Raw genomic sequence first — 17,694 nt, forward strand, 5'->3', positions numbered from 1 at the left:
TTACTTGGTTGGTATTATTGAAGATCTTTATAAAGCAGAACTTATAAAATCATACTTAGCTGCACTCTTTTTCTTGCCTCATCTACTTCCGTTACTTTTACGCGCACATGCTGATGAAGTTTGACCACTTCATTCACATCAGAGACAAATCCTTCTTTCAGTTGAGAAATGTGAACCAGCCCGCTTTCCTTGATTCCCATATCTACAAAACATCCGAATGCTGTAATGTTATTGACAATTCCGGGAAGGATCATGCCTGGTTTCAAATCCCGGATGCTTTTTACATTAGGATCAAATTCAAATACTTTGGCCGCTTTTCTGGGGTCTAAGCCTGGTTTTTCAAGCTCTTTTAAAATATCCTTGATCCCTAAAATTCCGATCTCTTCTGTAATATAATTTTCAGGCTTTACTAAAGCTGTTTTTTCCTTACTGCCAATCAGTTCATTGGTTTTAATGCCCAAATCTTTAGCCATTTTTTCTACAATGTCATAAGCTTCCGGATGCACGGCAGAATTGTCCAGAGGATTTTTAGCATTGGTAATTCTTACAAACGCTGCGGCCTGTTGATAAGCCTTTTCACCCAGTCTTGGCACTTTCTTAAGCTGCTTTCTATCTTCAAAAGCACCATTTTCAGTACGGTAGTTAACGATGTTTTCCGCCATTTTTTCTCCGATTCCAGAAACATAGCTCAACAATGATTTACTGGCTGTATTTAAATTGATTCCTACGGAGTTCACACACTTCATCACCGTTGAGTCAAGTTCGTTTTTCAACTGGGTTTGATCTACATCATGCTGATACTGTCCCACACCAATAGATTTGGCATCAATTTTTACCAACTCTGCCAGCGGATCTGCCAGTCTTCTTCCGATAGAAACGGCACCCCGTACCGTCACATCATACGATGGAAACTCGTCTCTTGCGATTTTACTTGCAGAATAGACCGATGCTCCAGCTTCCGAAACTACAAAAACTTGCAATGGTTTATCAAAAGCTATTTTTTTTATGAAAAATTCCGTTTCACGGCTTGCTGTTCCGTTTCCTATGGAGATGGCCTCAATATTATAAGCATTCACCATGGAGCGGATCTTTTTCATTGCCATTCCACTTTCATTCTGAGGAGCGTGAGGGTAGAGGGTTTCATTGTGGAGCAGATCGCCTTTTTCGTCAATACAGACCACTTTACATCCGCTTTTGTATCCTGGATCGATGGCTAAAATTCTTTTTTCTCCTAAAGGCGGAGCAAGAAGCAACTGACTTAGGTTTTCAGAAAATATTTCAATCGCTTTTTTATCCGCTTTTTCTTTGGCTTCCTGTAAAGCCTCATTTGAAATGGCGGGTTCTAAAAGTCTTTTGTAGCTGTCTTTGATCGCCAGCGCGATCTGTTCCGAACTTTCATTGTTGGATTTAATGATGGCTTTCTCTATAAAATCAACGGCTTCATCTTTATCAATACCAATATTTACTTTCACAAAACCTTCCGATTCAGCTCTCAGCATGGCCAAAAGCCTGTGAGAGGGAGTTCTGCTCAGACTTTCTTCCCATTCAAAATACTGCGAGAATTTTTGTGCATTTTCTTCATCTTTTTTAGCCTTGACCGCTTTAGAAGTGATCAATGCTTTACGCTGAAACAGTCGGCGAAGATTTTTCCTCACGTACATATTTTCATTGATCCATTCCGCCATGATGTCTCTTGCGCCCTGTAGTGCCTCTTCCTCAGATGAAACATCATTGTTCACATATTTGGAGGCCAGAAACTGCAGATCATTGCTTTTCTGACTCATAATGATCCTGGCTAAAGGTTCCAGTCCTTTTTCTTTAGCGGTATCCGCTTTCGTTTTTCTGCGTTTTTTGAAGGGCAGGTATAAATCTTCAAGCTCCAGGATATCAAAACTTTCTTCAATCCTTTGTTTCAATTCCGGAGTTAAAGCATTCTGCTCTTCAATTGATTTCAGGATGCTTTCCTTTCGCTTTACAATTTCTTCAAACTGTTTGCTGATTTTGGAGATCTGTTCGATCTGAACTTCATCCAGATTTCCGGTCTTATCTTTTCTGTAACGGGAAATAAAAGGAATAGTGCAGTCTTCTGCTAATAATTGGAGGGTATTGTTGATGCTCTTTTCGGATATGTTGAGCTGTTGTTGTATAAAGGTTACGGTCGTCATTATTTTGTTTTCGGAAGGCTAAAATAAGGCTTTATAATGAAAAAAGGCGAGTTGCCCCGCCTTGAATGTTTTCACAACGGAATAATCCTTATTGTGAATTGCTTTTCAAAATTATTGATACAAATATAAGAGAAAAATTATATAGTTGATTTACGGAAAACCTCATTTTTGATAATTTTTTTCTTGCTATTTTTATTTACTTTAAAAACTGAAACTTATGATTAGAAATATTCTTGGACTGGACTTGGGAGTTTCATCAATTGGCTGGGCTTACGTTCAGGAGGATTCTGAAAATTCTGAAAACAATAAAATTATCAAACTGGGAGTTCGTGTAAATCCATTAACTGTTGATGAACAATTAAATTTTGAAAAGGGAAAACCGATTACAACCAATGCCGGAAGAACTTTAGCCAGAAGTGCGAGAAGAAATCTGCAGAGGTTTAAGTTAAGAAGATCCAACCTTATTGATGTTTTAAAAAAAAATAATATTCTTAAACAATCTGACTTACTTGCCGAAGTTGGTAAAAATTCAACATTTCAAACTCAGGAACTAAGAGCAAAGGCGGCAAAAGAAAAAATAGAACTTTCAGAATTGGCCAGAGTTCTGCTTCTTATTAATAAAAAAAGAGGATATAAAAGCAGTCGTAAAGCTAAAAATGATGAGGATGGACAGATTGTAGACGGAATGGCTGTTGCCAAAAAATTGTATGAAGAGAATTTGACACCCGGAGAATATTCATATCAACTTATACAACAGGGCAAAAAACAACTGCCTGATTTTTACCGTTCAGATTTGCAGACGGAATTTGATCAAATCTGGGATTTTCAGAAACAATTCAATCCTGAAATTTTCACAAATGAGCTTTATGAAAGACTTAGAGGTAAAAATAGAAATGCAACCTGGAAAGAATTAGAGATTCCATTTTCTCTTGTAGGCATTAAGCAGACCGGGACGATGCAGGAGAAAAAAGCAGAAAAATACTTTTGGAGAAGTGAAGCGGTAAAAAAACAATTGGATTTTGAAAGTCTGGCCATTGTTTTTCAGGAAATTAACAGTAACCTGAATAATTCCAGTGGTTATCTCGGCGCGATCAGTGACAGGAGCAAAGAATTGTATTTCAATAATCAGACCGTTGGAGAGTATTTATTTGGGCAGCTTAAAGAGAATCCGCATACGAAGCTTAAAAATCAGGTTTTCTACAGACAGGATTATTTGGATGAATTTGAAAAAATATGGGAAACGCAATCAAAATATCATAATGAATTAACCAAAGAGTTAAAGGAGGAAATTCGTGATATTGTTATTTTTTATCAAAGAAAACTTAAATCTCAAAAAGGATTAATCAGTATTTGTGAATTTGAAAACAGAGAAATCGACATAACAGAAAGCGGAAAAACAAAAAAGAAAACGGTTGGTTTAAAAGTAGCACCAAAGTCTTCTCCATTATTCCAGGAGTTCAAAATATGGCAGGTTCTTAATAATTTACAATTTCAAAATATAGAATCGAAAGAAATTTTTCCTATTGATTTGGATTTTAAACAATCCATTTTCAATGAAGTTAATATTAAGGGAAGACTTTCTGCAAAAGAAGTTTTAGATATTGTTGGCTATTCCGGTAAAGAATGGAAAACTAATTTTAAAGATATTGAAGGTAATAATACCAATGAGAATTTATATAATGCTTTCCTGAGAATTATAGGAAATGAGGGGATTGAATTTCCAAAAGAATTTAAATTAACTATTGACGATGAAATTAAGGTGGCTAAGGTAAATTCTTCTGCTGAAACTATAAAACTATTCGTCAAAGACAAACTATCAGAATTAGGAATCAATACTTCTATTCTGGATTTTAATTCTGAATTGGACGGAAGTGATTTTGAAAATCAGGCTTCCTATCAGCTTTGGCACTTGTTGTACTCTTATGAAGGTGATGATTCTCCTTCTGGAAACGAAAAACTGTATGAATTGTTGGAAAAGAAATTCGGTTTCAAAAAAGAACATTCCAAAATATTAGCAGAAATTGGTTTTCCTCAGGATTATGGAAGTCTGAGTTCTAAGGCGATGCGAAAAATTTATCCTTACATCAAAGAGCATAAATATAGTACTGCTTGTAATTATGCAGGTTATAATCATTCTAAAAATTCATTGACCAAAGAACAATTAGAAAACAGAGTTTTAAAAGATCAATTAGAGATTCTTCCAAAAAATTCTTTACGAAATCCTGTGGTTGAAAAGATTTTAAACCAAATGATCAATCTGGTAAATGAAGTATCCAAAGAATATTGGAGACCCGATGAAATAAGAATAGAATTAGCAAGAGAACTTAAAAATAATGCTGAAGAGCGCGCTAATATGACTTCCGAAATCAATAAGGCAACGGTACAGCATCAGAAATATACGGAAATTTTACAACGAGAGTTTGGTATTAAAGCACCATCAAGAAATGATATAATCCGTTACAAGCTATATTTGGAGCTGGCGAATAATGGCTTTAAAGATTTATACACCGATGTGAAAATTGAAAGAGAAAATTTATTCACGGAGAAATATGATATAGACCATATCATTCCACAATCCCGATTCTTTGATGACAGTTTTTCCAATAAAGTTTTAGTTCCAAGAAGTGCTAATCTTAAAAAAGGAAATTTCACGGCTTTCGATTATCTTGAAATTGAAGGAAAGGAAAAATTAGAAAAATTCCTCAATATTATCAAAGAATTGTATGATAAAGGAGTTATTACTAAAGCTAAATATGAAAAACTTCAAAAAAAAGGCATCGAAATAGGCGATGGTTTTATTGAAAGAGATTTGCGCAATACTCAATATATCGCTAAAAAAGCTAAAGAAATACTTTTTGGAATTACCAATTCTGTAGTTTCCACTTCGGGAAGAATAACGGATAAGCTTAGGGAAGACTGGAATCTTGTCAACACAATGAAGGAGCTTAATCTGGAGAAATACAAGAAATTAGGTTTGACAGAAACGATCATTAATTCAAAAGGAGAAGAGAAACAAAGAATTATAGACTGGACCAAAAGAAACGACCATCGCCATCATGCAATGGATGCTCTGACAGTTGCTTTTACTACGCATAATCATATTCAATACTTAAATTATCTGAATGCAAGAAAAGATGAAAAGCATAAGGAACATCAAAATATTTTTGCTATTGAGAACACTATTACAAAAGTTATAGAAAAGAAAAACGGTTCAAAAGAAAGAAAATTTATTGAGCCGATTAAAAATTTAAGAATTGATGCTAAAAGGCATTTGGATGAAGTACTGATTTCTCATAAAGCCAAAAATAAAGTCGTTACCAAGAACATTAATAAAATTAAGAAAAAGGGAAGTGTAGTTGCAAAAACAGAACTGACACCGAGAGGCCAGCTTCATAAAGAAACTATTTATGGAAGTTCAAAATTCCTTAAAACAAAAGAGGAAAAAATATCCGGAAAGTTTGATCTGGAAACTATTCATAAAGTTCAGAATGAAAAATTCCGAAATGCTTTATTAGGAAGATTGCAGGAATTTGGTGGAGATCCTAAGAAAGCATTCACTGGAAAAAATGTGATTTCTAAAAATCCAATATTTCTTAATGATGATCAAACAGAACAATTACCTGAAACAGTCAGTTTAGCTTGGTATGAAATAGGTTATACAATCAGAAAAGTGGTGAATCCTGATAATTTTAAAGATTACAAAAATATTGAAAAGGTTACTGATAAACGAATTCGTGATATTTTAACAGAGAGATTAAAAGCGTTTAACGGAAATTCTAAAGAAGCTTTTTCAGATTTGGAAAAGAATCCGATTTGGCTTAATAAGTCTAAAGGAATTGTTGTGAAAACGGTTACAATTACCGGAATTAATAATGCTGAGGCTATACATTATAGAAAAGATCATTTAGGAAAAGATATCTTAGATGAAAATGGAAAAAAGGTAGCTGTTGATTTTGTAAGTACAGGAAATAATCATCATGTCGCTATTTATGAAGATGCAGATGGAAACTTACAGGAAAGAGTGGTGAGCTTCTATGAAGCCATTGAGAGAGTAAATCAAGGCCTTACAATTATTGATAAAGATTATAATCAAGATTTAGGATGGAAGTTTCTTTTTACCATGAAGCAAAATGAAATGTTTTTATTTCCTTCGGAAGATTTCAATCCAAAAGAAATTGATTTGTTTGATGATAAGAATTTGAGTTTGATTTCTAAAAATTTGTTCAGGGTCCAAAAAATAGCTACTAAAGATTATTTCTTTAGACATCATTTAGAAACTACTGTGGAAGATAATTCTAACTTAAAAGGAGTCGCTTGGAGAAGAGAAGGGTTGAATGGATTAAAAGGAATTTTAAAAATCCGACTGAATCATTTGGGTAAAATAGTTCAGGTAGGAGAGTATTAAAAATTGAAAAATATGATAACCCGTTCCATTTACATCGGTAATCCTGCATATCTCAAACTCAAAGACGAGCAGATGAAAATCCTTTGTCCTGAAACCAAGACAGAAAAGGGGAGTGTTCCTGTGGAAGATTTGGGCTTGCTGATGTTGGATCATTTTCAAATAACAATTTCACACAGTTTAATTCAGAAAATGATGGGAAGTAATGTGGTGGTAATCAGTTGTGATCATCATCATTTGCCTCATGGAATGATGTTGCCACTGTATGGTCATACAGAACATTCTGATAGGGTAAAAGATCAGTTGGAAGCCACTGAACCTTTGAAAAAACAACTCTGGAAACAAACCATAGAATGTAAGATTGAAAATCAGAAAAATGTTTTAGTGAAATTAGGAAACTATCACGAACCAATGATTGGATATCAGAGAAATGTAAAGTCCGGTGATATTACCAATATGGAAGGAATTGCAGCGCAGCATTACTGGAAATATCTTATTAGTCTGGATTTTTTAAGGGAACGTTTCGGAGATTCACCCAATCAGTTTTTCAATTTTGGATATTCCGTTTTGAGAAGTATTGTAGCAAGAGCAATAGTTGAAACAGGTTTACTACCCGTTCTCGGAATTTTTCATAAAAATAAATATAATCCTTATTGTCTCGCTGATGATTTGATGGAACCTTATCGTCCATTCGTTGATCTATTAGTCATGCAATGGCTGCAAACAAATCCTGAAACAGAAGAATTAAATAAAGAATTTAAAGCGCATATTCTTCAAATAGCAACGAAAGATGTGAAGATTGATGACAAAATAAGACCATTAATGGTCGCTGTAAAAACAACGGTCACTTCGCTTTATAAATGCTATACCGGAGAAAAACGTCTTATTTCTTATCCTGAACTGATATGAACGCCGAAAGGTTTAATGCTTACAGAATTATGTGGGTTTTAGTATTATATGATTTACCGACCGAGACTAAAGCTAACATGAAGGATGCGAATCGCTTTCGGAAGGCTTTAATCGATGATGGATTTACATTGTTTCAGTTTTCGATGTATGTCCGCCATTGTCCAAGTCGTGAAAATGCTGAGGTTCATATTAAAAGAGTAAAATTTATGTTGCCAAAAGCAGGAAAAGTGGCCATTATGAGTATTACGGATAAGCAATTTGGGGATATTGAAATTTTCTTTGCCAGAAATAAAGAAGAGCCACCTCCAACCTTCCAACAGCTTGAATTATTCTAAATTTTAAATCCTAAAAACAAAAACAATCTACTGAAAATCAGTAGATTGTTTTTTGAGGCTGTGACTAATCACGAAGATAATAATTTTTGAAAGCAATTCACAACCGGAAAGCTTGAAAAGATCCATATTGTGTAGCTGTGACTAATCACGAAGATAATAATTTTTGAAAGCAATTCACAACTAAAAAGATTGAGTTTGATGCTGAACAAGTGCTGTGACTAATCACGAAGATAATAATTTTTGAAAGCAATTCACAACCAGATAGATCATCTCCTGAGTTTAAGTAAGGCTGTGACTAATCACGAAGATAATAATTTTTGAAAGCAATTCACAACAGGATACTGGGAGTGGAGGGCTAAAGTAGGGCTGTGACTAATCACGAAGATAATAATTTTTGAAAGCAATTCACAACTGTCCTAATAGTGATCCGCACGTAGGGCACGCTGTGACTAATCACGAAGATAATAATTTTTGAAAGCAATTCACAACTTAATGGTAAACATGTACCCAATACCTGGAGCTGTGACTAATCACGAAGATAATAATTTTTGAAAGCAATTCACAACTGTACGGCTTTCTTTGCATCGGATAATCTTGCTGTGACTAATCACGAAGATAATAATTTTTGAAAGCAATTCACAACTACTACCACTACAGCCATTTACTACTATGAGCTGTGACTAATCACGAAGATAATAATTTTTGAAAGCAATTCACAACTACCACTACTAAATCTTTTTTTATTTGGGAGCTGTGACTAATCACGAAGATAATAATTTTTGAAAGCAATTCACAACTCTTTTCAGGGCATTAAGCTCATCATTTAGGCTGTGACTAATCACGAAGATAATAATTTTTGAAAGCAATTCACAACAGCATGTAAGATGGGGAGACGGAGAGGATGGCTGTGACTAATCACGAAGATAATAATTTTTGAAGGCAATTCACAACGAAATTGTTCAATTTTACAATTTCTTAGAAGCTGTGACTAATCACGAAGATAATAATTTTTGAAAGCAATTCACAACTGTGGTCACACCTGAGAAAACACCACTATTGCTGTGACTAATCACGAAGATAATAATTTTTGAAAGCAATTCACAACGGCCTGATGGGATCTTTCATCAAAGGTTCCGCTGTGACTAATCACGAAGATAATAATTTTTGAAAGCAATTTAAAATAAATCTCCCTCTTACTCTGCGCCTAAATTTATATGGTTATCCATAGAGTTATGATAGATCCAAACAGCTAAAATAGCCAATTTTACGTGGTTTTAAGTACCTTAGAATCTCCTTTTTCGCAGGATTTCATATTTTTTTGATGGGCACGAAATATTAAAAATTCTATTTCTTGATGTATGGTAAGGTGATAAGTGGGTAGGTTTTTATATTTTTGAATCCTGAAATTTAGTATTTTAATTAAATTTTTTAAAACAATAAATAATATGAAAAAACTTAGTGTAATTGCATTAGTAGGAGTAGGATTGCTTGCAGCATCTTGTAATAAAGACAAATCAGCAGGAACTGCATCTACCGCTACGGAGCAGACAGTAGCTGAGAGTAAGGGTGAAGTATTGCCAGTTGATGTTGCTGCTTCTGTAGTAAACTGGAAAGCTTTTCACAAAGGTGGAATGGCTCCTCGTTGGGGAACACTTAACGTAAAATCAGGAGATCTAAGCGTTGAAGGCGGTCAGCTTTCAGCAGGAAACTTTGTGATCGATATGAATTCTATCAAAGTAGATCCGGCTTCAGTAACTGAAAAAGATAAAAAACCGGCAGATTTGGAAGCTCATTTGAAAACTCCTGACTTCTTTGATACCGCAAAGAATCCTACTTCGGATTTCAAAATTACTAGTGTTACAGATTTGAAAGACGCACCAAAGGATGCTGTTGCAGGAGCTAATAAAACAGTAAGTGGAAACCTAACATTGTCAGGAAAAACAATCAATGTCACTTTCCCTGCTAAAGTGGATGTAACAGATACTTCAGCTGCAGTTCAGGCTAAATTTACAGTAAACAGAGCAGATTGGGGAATCAAGTTTGGTACCTCTGAAACAGATCCTGCAGAATGGATGATCAGCAAGGATATAGAGATCGCTGTTGACGTTAAAGCTAAAAAATAATTGTTAGATACAAATACAGAGAGCTGTTTTCTTATGAAAGCAGCTTTTTTTGTGGATATTGGGTACTAGAAACTGTGAGAATAATAAATATTTTTATATTTATAAAAACATAAATACGAAAGAGGAAATTATAGGTTGGATGTATATCTTATTATACGCAGATGGAAGCTATTATACAGGAAGTACCAATGATCTTGAACGTAGAATTATTCAGCACCATTCAGGTGAGGGGGCTAATCATACGAAAAAAAGGTTTCCGGAAGACTTATCTATTTTGAAGAATATGAACGCATTGATTTAGCTTTCTACAGAGATAAACAGGGTCGTAAGCACAAAGAAGATCAGAGGGGATATTCAACTATTGCCTCAACTGGCCGTGGCATATAGAGATTTGTTTTCTGAAGGATAAGGTAGCTTCGAGTACCTCAGCCACCTTTTGAAATCTAGTTGGAGATTGATTTTATGTCAATAATAAGTTGGACAATAGAGGTTGATCTCGGTCACTTTTTGAAAATAACGTTAGAAATAATTGTCCTCGTAGTAACGGAAAAAAAGACAATTTTCTGATCAAAAAAGACCGATATAAGGTGGCTGAGGCACTCGAAGTCACCATACAATTCACTACTTTTACACCCATGATCTACCTTCTGCTCATTATAAATCTGCTCACCATCATTTTTTTTGGGTGGGACAAAAAACTTGCTATTCAATATAAAAGAAGAATCCCGGAAAATACACTTTTAGGATTGACATGCGTGGGAGGAACCGGAGGTGCGATTGTAGGGATGCTTATTTTCAGGCATAAAATATCTAAAAAATCTTTTTTGCTGAAATTTTCGGGAGTGGTTTTGATTCAGGGATTTCTTATCCTTTGCTATTTGAAGTTTTTTAGATTTTTGGTATAAAAAAAAACTCCCTTTCGAGAGTTTTGTAGTATTTATAAAGCATATACTTTGCTTTCAAGAAAAGCCTTTGCTTCAATAGAAGTGTCAAATTTTAATACCTGATAGGCTGATAACTGTAATTCAACCGGAGCGAAGGCAGAAACATCCAGAAAGAATTCTAAGTTTGGATTATTGGGATCTGCAACCGCATAACAGACGACTGTTTGCCATTTATTTTTGACGGTAGGTTTATACTGCATGACCTGATATTGATTCCTGTTCCATAAGAATAATGTAGGATCTCCTGAATTTACTTTTACATCAAAGGTGATCACGTACCAACCACCAGTATTATTATTTGTACTCACGACACTGCTTTGCAGTCCCATGTATTTTATCTCATAATTTGGATCTCCACCCGAAGGAAGTGTAGGGAAAGGGATATTAAACTTATTGGAAGATTCAAAGATTAATGAATCATTTACAAGGCTTCCCTGTATAGGAGGGAAAGATCCCGTTAGTGTTTCTTCAGTTTTCATTGTCACAGATTTTATCTTGTTTTTGATGTCTGTAACTTTGTTAAACCTTGCGGTACTGATAGCAGGTCTTATGAGAGAAGCGCTGGTGTCACTGTTGATATAGAGTTGTCTGTTGTAATCATAACTATCTGCCATGATGACATTGTTTCCTGTAGGAAGGCCAAATATGGTGATTGGACGATAGAGTATCAGATAGCTGTTATTACCAACTGCATTTGACTGCGCAGCCCCTACACCTGAACTGGATTCTGTATAACAGTTGGTGGCTTTCACAATTATATTATCACCGTTGATATAATAATCAGAAACCCATGAATTGTAAACATTGCAGGTAAAGCTTTTTCCTTCAAATATATGAGCATGGGGAGTGACTACTTTTTCACCCTTTGTTGTACCGGACCATGTATCAATAGTTACAGGATTGGAATAGGTTGAACTTCCGGATGCTTCATTCCAGCACGAATCAATAACGATTGGTATGATCGAGTTACTATCATTATAAATATACGTATTGATATAGTTAAATTCAAATATGGCATTATTGAAACTTACCGCGCCAAATCCCTGTGTTGAATTATGAATATAAATACCTACCTCATTGTTAGAAATTTCGCCGCTGTAGAAATATTTATTTCCTGCATGCATAGTTTGGGAATCATTACCAAATTTATTGTCAAGAAAATACATTCCGTATTTATTGTCATGTATTCCTACTGAATAAAAATCCATCCCAATATTTCCAAACAGGCACTGGAGCCCTTTGTTCAGTTTTTTAAAATCTACATTTCTGAAAGTAATATTACTATTATTCTCGTCGTTAGCCTCATATTCTGATTCTACAGCTTTTGCCATGCTGACCCCACATCCCTTTTTATTTTCTCCTAAAAATGTTAGCCCTTCAATTGTGGTTGCATACTGCCAGAATGGTCCCAGGTTTTTGCTGAGGATCATAATTGGTTTATTCTCATCGTAAGGTTTCAAAAAAGTAGCACCGCTGCCGGCACCAAAAATTTTAGCCTTATGTTGTACATTAATATTAATGTGGTAAATGCCCGCAGGAAAATAGATGTTTTTTTTTACTTCACACGCTTTTAGTACCGCCATACTGTCATCTACACTCGCTATTCCTTCTCCTGTTGCACCGAACCACTGAACATTTACAGTATCATCAACCAATACTCTACGATAAAATTTGTTGTTTACTTGCTTGTAAATAATATCATCACAATCACTCGCTGTGATCGGAACTGGTGGAGTGAGCGGATTGATATCGTCATACTTATATACCTCTTCTTGAAAAACAGTCCACTCTCCGGTATACTGATCATTTAATTCAATTGTTGCCATTTTTTTTGTTCTTTGATGTTAATAATTTGTTTCCTGCAGGAAAACTACTGAAGCAAAGATAAATGCGTGTAACGACAGAACTTGACGTATGTTATTTTATCCGGCTTTTTTTAAGGATTTACTTAAATTTCTCATTATGAATTTGTTAATTAATGTATATTCTTGCTTATTATTCATTAGAAATCACTATTTTTGCACCCGTAAAAATCATTCATGCAAAACATTAGAAATATTGCGATTATCGCACACGTTGACCACGGGAAGACGACTTTGGTTGACAAGATTATTCATGCTACAAACATTTTCAGAGAAAATCAGGAAAGTGGAGAATTAATAATGGATAATAACGATCTTGAAAGAGAAAGAGGTATTACCATTCTATCTAAAAATATTTCTGTTACTTATAAAGACGTTAAAATTAACGTAATCGATACTCCTGGTCACGCCGATTTTGGTGGGGAAGTAGAGAGAGTTTTAAAAATGGCGGACGGAGTAATCTTGTTGGTGGATGCCTTTGAAGGGCCGATGCCTCAAACAAGATTTGTACTTCAGAAAGCTTTGGAATTAGGACTTAGACCATTGGTAGTAATCAACAAAGTAGATAAACCAAACTGTCGTCCTGAAGAAGTTCATGATAAAGTATTTGATTTATTCTTTGCCCTTGAAGCAACTGAAGAGCAGTTGGATTTCCCAACATTCTACGGTTCTTCTAAACAAGGTTGGTTCAATACTTCATTAGAACAGACAGAAAATATTTTCCCATTACTAGATGGTATTTTACAGTATGTTCCTGAACCTAAAGTAGAAGAAGGAAGCTTACAGATGCAGATTGTTTCGCTTGACTTTTCTTCTTTCTTGGGAAGAATTGCGATCGGAAAAGTGATCAGAGGAGAAATCAAAGAATCTCAGTGGATCGGTTTAGCTCAGGCAGACGGTAAAATTTTGAAAGGAAAAGTAAAAGAACTGTACGTTTTTGAAGGATTAGGAAAGAAAAAAGTTTCAGAAGTAAAAGCAGGGGATATCTGTGCTGTTGTAGGTTTTGACGCGTTCCAGATCGGTGATTCATTCGTAGATCTTGAAACTCCTGAACCATTGCCAAGAACGGCAATTGATGAGCCTACGCTGAACATGACGTTCTCTATCAACAATTCACCTTTCTTTGGTAAGGATGGTAAATATGTAACTTCAAACCACCTGAAAGAAAGATTAACTAAAGAATTAGAGAAAAACCTTGCATTAAGAGTTGAGCAGACTGATGATGCCAACACTTTCCTTGTATTCGGTAGAGGTATTCTTCACTTGTCAGTTTTGATTGAAACCATGAGAAGAGAAGGATATGAAATGACAATTGGTCAGCCACAGGTTATCCTGAGAGAAATCAATGGAGAAAAATGTGAGCCTTATGAATCTTTGGTAGTAGACGTACCGGATGAGTATGCTTCTAGAGTAATCGACTTAGCGACTCAGAGAAAAGGTGATCTTCATGTTATGGAAACTAAAGGAGAGATGCAGCACATGGAATTCGAAATTCCTTCAAGAGGTTTGATCGGATTGCGTTCTCAAATGTTGACTGCCACTGCTGGTGAAGCTATTATGGCGCACCGTTTCACAGAATATAAGCCTTTCAAAGGGGCTATTCCTGGAAGAAGTAATGGAGTATTGGTGAGTAAGACTCAAGGTCCGGCTACAGAATATTCTATCGCTAAACTACAGGATAGAGGTAAGTTCTATGTAGATCCGGGTGAGGAAATCTACGGAGGTATGATCATCGGTGAGCAAAACAAGCCTGGTGACCTGGTAATCAATATCGTTGAAGCAAAACAATTGAACAACATGCGTGCTTCAGGTAAAGATAAAGATACTGGTGTTGCTCCAAAAATCTTATTCTCTCTTGAAGAATGTATGGAATATATCCAGAGTGATGAAGCGATCGAGGTAACTCCAAACTTTATCCGTATGAGAAAGAAAATCCTTTCTGAAGAAGAAAGAAAAAGAGTAGAAAGATCAGCGAAAGCTTAAGAAATTCTTATATCATAGAAAAGCCTCGAATTTTTCGGGGCTTTTTTTATGAGACTATCTCGTAAAATGTTTATTTTGGCACAATAATCTCTTACAAAAAATAAATCTAAAGTAGTTTGCAAACGATGAGAATGAATATTATAAAACTTACTGTTTTTGCCGGAATTTTTGCATCATGCGCCAGTTGTTCCGTACAAAGCAATACTGTAAAATCAACACCCACAAAAAATACAGCCAAGCCAAACGGCAATACATCAAAAACCAAAGAGACCGTTACTGCACCCAAGCCTGTAACTGCAATACCTCCCGCTGAGGAAAACTTCAGAACCACACTCCCAGAAGTTAAAAGAGAATTCCGCGCAGCCTGGATTGCCAGTGTAGCCAATATCAACTGGCCATCAAGAAATAATTTAACGGTTGACCAGCAGAAAGCAGAAGCCATCAGCATGCTCGATATGCTGAAAGACAATAACTTCAATGCCGCGATCTTCCAGATCAGACCATCTGCAGATGCGCTTTATACAAGCAATATAGAGCCATGGTCGTACTTTCTGACCGGACAAACCGGAACAGCTCCTTATCCGAATTATGATCCCCTTCAGTTTTGGATTGAGGAAGCTCATAAGAGAGGTTTAGAGCTTCATGTCTGGTTAAATCCTTACCGTGCTCATCACTCGAACGGTGGAGTTGTAAACAGCCTGTCTATGGCCAGCAAGCTCTCCGATATTGTGATTAAATTAAAGAACGGAATGTATTGGTTCGATCCTGCCAACCCAAAAACCCAGGGCCATGTTTCCAATGTCGTTAAAGATATTGTGAAAAGATATGATATAGATGCAGTTCATTTTGACGACTATTTCTATCCTTATGCTACTTATAACAGGGGAGCCGATTTTCCTGATAACGCAAGCTGGAATGAATATTTAAGAAACGGAGGAACATTGTCGAGACCAGACTGGAGAAGAGACAACGTCAACCGATTTGTTGAAAGAATTTATAAGGAGATTCACGCAGAGAAAAATTATGTAAAATTCGGGATCAGTCCGTTTGGGATCTGGAAACCAGGATATCCCGCGGGAATCGTGGGATCATCTCAATATGATGAACTGTATGCTGATGCTAAATTATGGCTGAATAAAGGTTGGGTAGATTATTTCTCGCCACAGCTTTATTGGCCTATCGATTCAAAAGGGCAGAGCTTTGAAGCGTTATTGAATTGGTGGAAATCTGAAAATACCATGAACCGTCATTTGTGGCCGGGGCTTAACACCGTTGAGATCAAAGTATCCGACCGTCCGACCGAAATTAAAAATCAGATTGACATTTCAAGACAGATCTTAAAAAACGATGCCGGAGAAATTCATTGGAGTATTGCCGGACTGACGAAAAATCCTAATATGCTTCCTGTTTTGAAAAACGGACCCTACAAAGATAAGGCACTGGTTCCGAAAACACCTTGGATTAAATCAGTTCCATTACAGACGCCTACCATATTTGTTGCTGATAATGGGAACGCTGTAAAAACCAGCTGGAGCATCAAAAATATAGGACAAGTATTCCAGTGGATCCTTTTTACTCAATATAACGGAGCATGGGAAACAGAAATCCTTACGCTGGATACCCTTTCAAGAGATATTCCGAAAAATAAAGACGGTAGAAAATTAAATGCAGTCGCGATAAAAGCTGTTGACCGACTCGGAAACGAAAGTGATTATACCGCCAGAAAAGTAAAATAAAAATATAGAATTTATTTTCATAAAGATATTTTTTTCATTAGTCAATATTGAATCCTTTCTGTAATAAAGAAATAACAAAACCAGTTCAGAAGAGCTGGTTTTATTTTTGTTTTCCTTTAAGATCGTTAAACGAGAATCATTCTTACAAGTTTAAACAATCCAGATCAGGACATAAAAGTACCTGAACATCCGTAAGATTGAGAAGTCCAGAATCTGCCAGGGTACAGATCAGTTTACACACAGGATCAAGCAATCCCCCTCCTGAAATAGTTTTTAGCTCGACGCGGTTTAATTTTTTGAAATTTTTCATGGTCATAGTTTGGATGGTTAATACCATTCTAAAGTATGAATAATTGTCGTCATTTACCTTGTTTTTATTTTAGAATAACTATAAATTATAAGTTTAAATTGATGTATTTCAGTGAATTGTAAAGGTGTTTTAATGTTTTGATTAAAATTAATATTCTTCGCGGAACCATTTTTGCATCATTATTCCCATAATCACAAAAATATAGCATTATGAATACCAACAGACTTTCCGCGACTATTGAAAAAGCATTAAGTGATCAGATGAACAAAGAGATTCACGCATCACACATTTTTCTATCGTATGGAATATGGGCAGATGACAAAGGATACCAGGGAATTGCCAATTTCCTTTACAGACATTCGCAGGAAGAAAGAAACCATTCCATTAAATTCATGGAATACGTATTGAACAGAGGTGGAAAACCAAAAGTAGATGCCATTCCTGCTCCGCCTGCCGATCCTCAATCATTAACCGAATGTTTTGACAATGTTTTTAAACATGAAGTTGACAATACCACAGCGATTTACAAGATTGTAGATATGTCGTTAGAGGAAAAAGACTGGGCGACCTGGAATTTCATGCAGTGGTTTGTTCAGGAGCAGATCGAAGAGGAAACTCTGGCGGCCAACCTGATCGATAAATTGAAGATTGCAGGAGGCGACAGAGCAACCGATGAATCATTATTTACTTTGGATAAAGCACTACAAAATACACCCAATGACGTTCCGCTGGCTCAGGAGGCTACCGGAGAGAATCCATAAAACCGATTGGTGAAGAAAAATTGATTAAAAATCTGTCAGAATACTGACAGATTTTTTTATTATGAATCTCTCTTTAAAATCACTACCTTTGCAGGCTGAAAGTTCAGTGGTCTACAGTTGATAAAGGACAAACTTTAAAGATGAGACCTTGAACCCTGAAACAG

General features: G+C 35.8%; 12 protein-coding genes and 1 CRISPR repeat array. Of the genes, 9 read left to right on the forward strand and 3 right to left on the reverse strand.

Annotated elements, in window-relative coordinates; translation table 11 throughout:
- Positions 1-41: 41 nt before the first annotated feature.
- Positions 42-2,165: a Tex family protein gene (locus tag EG346_RS17295; RefSeq protein WP_123880390.1), complete on the reverse strand. Its 2,124-nt coding sequence runs from the start codon at positions 2,163-2,165 to the stop codon at positions 42-44.
- Positions 2,166-2,385: 220 nt separating this feature from the next.
- Between EG346_RS17295 and cas9 the strand changes: the two genes are divergently transcribed.
- From cas9 to EG346_RS17325, 6 genes are all read left to right on the forward strand, one after another.
- On the forward strand, positions 2,386-6,570 hold the full coding sequence (cas9, locus tag EG346_RS17300) for a type II CRISPR RNA-guided endonuclease Cas9 (RefSeq protein ID WP_123882753.1): 4,185 nt from the start codon (positions 2,386-2,388) through the stop codon (positions 6,568-6,570).
- A 12-nt stretch (positions 6,571-6,582) separates the two neighbouring features.
- Positions 6,583-7,476 (forward strand): type II CRISPR-associated endonuclease Cas1, encoded by an 894-nt coding sequence (gene cas1 / locus EG346_RS17305; protein WP_123880392.1) that lies wholly within the window; start codon positions 6,583-6,585, stop codon positions 7,474-7,476.
- A complete protein-coding gene (gene cas2 / locus EG346_RS17310) occupies positions 7,473-7,811 on the forward strand; it encodes a CRISPR-associated endonuclease Cas2 (RefSeq protein ID WP_123880394.1) in 339 nt (112 codons plus the stop codon). The genes cas1 and cas2 overlap by 4 nt, the downstream gene beginning before the upstream one ends.
- A gap of 57 nt (positions 7,812-7,868) precedes the next feature.
- Positions 7,869-8,993: a CRISPR direct-repeat array (repeat unit 47 nt; unit sequence GCTGTGACTAATCACGAAGATAATAATTTTTGAAAGCAATTCACAAC).
- Positions 8,994-9,256: 263 nt separating this feature from the next.
- Entirely contained in the window at positions 9,257-9,934 is a 678-nt protein-coding gene (locus EG346_RS17315) for a YceI family protein (RefSeq protein WP_073332448.1), read from the forward strand.
- A 139-nt stretch (positions 9,935-10,073) separates the two neighbouring features.
- Positions 10,074-10,235 (forward strand): GIY-YIG nuclease family protein, encoded by a 162-nt coding sequence (locus tag EG346_RS25170; RefSeq protein WP_228426048.1) that lies wholly within the window; start codon positions 10,074-10,076, stop codon positions 10,233-10,235.
- Positions 10,236-10,521: 286 nt separating this feature from the next.
- Positions 10,522-10,839, forward strand: coding sequence for a DUF1294 domain-containing protein (locus EG346_RS17325; RefSeq protein WP_228426050.1), 318 nt, complete (start codon positions 10,522-10,524; stop codon positions 10,837-10,839).
- A gap of 32 nt (positions 10,840-10,871) precedes the next feature.
- Here the strand turns inward: EG346_RS17325 and EG346_RS17330 are convergent, their stop codons facing one another.
- A complete protein-coding gene (locus EG346_RS17330; protein ID WP_073332444.1) occupies positions 10,872-12,704 on the reverse strand; it encodes a hypothetical protein in 1,833 nt (610 codons plus the stop codon).
- 213 nt (positions 12,705-12,917) lie between these two features.
- Between EG346_RS17330 and typA the strand changes: the two genes are divergently transcribed.
- Together typA and EG346_RS17340 are read left to right on the forward strand one after the other, a co-directional pair.
- Positions 12,918-14,723, forward strand: a complete 1,806-nt coding sequence (typA, locus tag EG346_RS17335) for a translational GTPase TypA (protein WP_073332441.1) — start codon at positions 12,918-12,920, stop codon at positions 14,721-14,723.
- A gap of 125 nt (positions 14,724-14,848) precedes the next feature.
- Positions 14,849-16,459, forward strand: coding sequence for a glycoside hydrolase family 10-like protein (locus EG346_RS17340; RefSeq protein WP_123880396.1), 1,611 nt, complete (start codon positions 14,849-14,851; stop codon positions 16,457-16,459).
- Positions 16,460-16,601: 142 nt separating this feature from the next.
- Here the strand turns inward: EG346_RS17340 and EG346_RS24885 are convergent, their stop codons facing one another.
- Positions 16,602-16,769, reverse strand: coding sequence for a bacteriocin-like protein (locus EG346_RS24885; protein WP_164466213.1), 168 nt, complete (start codon positions 16,767-16,769; stop codon positions 16,602-16,604).
- Positions 16,770-16,978: 209 nt separating this feature from the next.
- Between EG346_RS24885 and EG346_RS17345 the strand changes: the two genes are divergently transcribed.
- Complete coding sequence (locus tag EG346_RS17345; protein WP_123880399.1) at positions 16,979-17,530, forward strand: ferritin; 552 nt, start codon at positions 16,979-16,981, stop codon at positions 17,528-17,530.
- Positions 17,531-17,694 lie beyond the last annotated feature (164 nt).

The sequence above is a fragment of the Chryseobacterium carnipullorum genome (genome assembly GCF_003815695.1).
Taxonomy (GTDB): domain Bacteria; phylum Bacteroidota; class Bacteroidia; order Flavobacteriales; family Weeksellaceae; genus Chryseobacterium; species Chryseobacterium carnipullorum.

Coding starts and splice junctions, on each gene's coding strand:
- EG346_RS17295 (WP_123880390.1), bottom strand. CDS start 2,165: ATGACGACCGTAACCTTTATACAACAACAGCTCAACATATCCGAAAAG.
- cas1 (WP_123880392.1), top strand. CDS start 6,583: ATGATAACCCGTTCCATTTACATCGGTAATCCTGCATATCTCAAACTC.
- cas2 (WP_123880394.1), top strand. CDS start 7,473: ATGAACGCCGAAAGGTTTAATGCTTACAGAATTATGTGGGTTTTAGTA.
- EG346_RS17315 (WP_073332448.1), top strand. CDS start 9,257: ATGAAAAAACTTAGTGTAATTGCATTAGTAGGAGTAGGATTGCTTGCA.
- EG346_RS25170 (WP_228426048.1), top strand. CDS start 10,074: ATGTATATCTTATTATACGCAGATGGAAGCTATTATACAGGAAGTACC.
- EG346_RS17330 (WP_073332444.1), bottom strand. CDS start 12,704: ATGGCAACAATTGAATTAAATGATCAGTATACCGGAGAGTGGACTGTT.
- typA (WP_073332441.1), top strand. CDS start 12,918: ATGCAAAACATTAGAAATATTGCGATTATCGCACACGTTGACCACGGG.
- EG346_RS17340 (WP_123880396.1), top strand. CDS start 14,849: ATGAGAATGAATATTATAAAACTTACTGTTTTTGCCGGAATTTTTGCA.
- EG346_RS24885 (WP_164466213.1), bottom strand. CDS start 16,769: ATGAAAAATTTCAAAAAATTAAACCGCGTCGAGCTAAAAACTATTTCA.
- EG346_RS17345 (WP_123880399.1), top strand. CDS start 16,979: ATGAATACCAACAGACTTTCCGCGACTATTGAAAAAGCATTAAGTGAT.